Genomic DNA, 946 nt, shown 5'->3' on the forward strand with positions numbered 1-946 from the left:
CTCGTGGGACGATTGCATGCCGTTTGCCGCGCTACGCCACGCGATGGGCCGGCACAGCCACCAACGACACGGCGGCAGTAGCCCGTTCTGGGGCGGCGGTGGCAGCGGCGGCTTCGGCGACGACGAAAACATGTCACGTGGCCGCAAATTCTCGTCCGACGACTTGCAATTGCTGCTGCTCGCGCTAATCGCGCAACAGCCCAGCCATGGGTACGAGTTGATCAAGGCATTGGATGCCCGCTCTAACGGCTACTACAGCCCGAGCCCGGGCATGGTGTATCCGGCCCTGACCTACCTCGAGGAACTCGGCTACGTCACGGTCCAACTAGAAGGCAACCGCAAGCGGTACGTATTGGCGGATCCCGGGCGCGACTATCTCGACGCCAACAGGGAGCGCGCAGACCTGCTGCTCGCCAAGCTGCAGCACATCGGTCGCAAGATGGAGATGATCCGCCGCTTTTTCGCCAGTGGCGAAGGCGACGACATGTCGGGGGGCTCGGCTTGGCTGCCGGAATTCAACGAGGCCCGGCTCGCCCTGAAGCAAGCGCTGTACCGCCGCGATAATCTGCCACCGGACGAGCAGCGGCGCATCGCAGCCATCCTGATGCGCGCGGTCGCCGAAATCGAGCAGAAGCCGGGGGCAAGCCAATGACATCTGATCAGGACAACGTAACGGGGCGAGACCGCTCGGAGCGCACCGTGACACGCGTTCGCCATCCGTTGAAGTTTCGTCTGCTGTGCGTGAAGCGTGTGCGGCAAATCACGCCAACGCTGGTGCGTGTGACGCTGGCCGGCGACGATCTGCATGATTTCGTCTCCGCCTCTTCGACGACCACGTCAAGGTGTTTTTTCCATTACCCGGCATGGATAAACCCCCGTTGCCGACTGTGGGACCGGATGGCGTCGCGTTCCCGGAGCATCATCCGCGCCCCCCGGCACGCGACTA

At 63.5% G+C, this 946-nt stretch carries 1 protein-coding gene and 1 pseudogene; both read left to right on the forward strand.

What is annotated here, in order from left to right:
- Window positions 1-652 (forward strand): PadR family transcriptional regulator (locus KPG66_RS15635; protein WP_237071399.1); only part of this gene is annotated, 652 nt, incomplete at its 5' end.
- A pseudogene (locus KPG66_RS15640) lies at window positions 649-946 on the forward strand (siderophore-interacting protein); the annotation flags it as partial. The gene KPG66_RS15635 and the pseudogene KPG66_RS15640, both read left to right, overlap by 4 nt.

It is taken from the genome of Mycetohabitans sp. B2, assembly GCF_021733735.1.
Taxonomy (GTDB): domain Bacteria; phylum Pseudomonadota; class Gammaproteobacteria; order Burkholderiales; family Burkholderiaceae; genus Mycetohabitans; species Mycetohabitans rhizoxinica.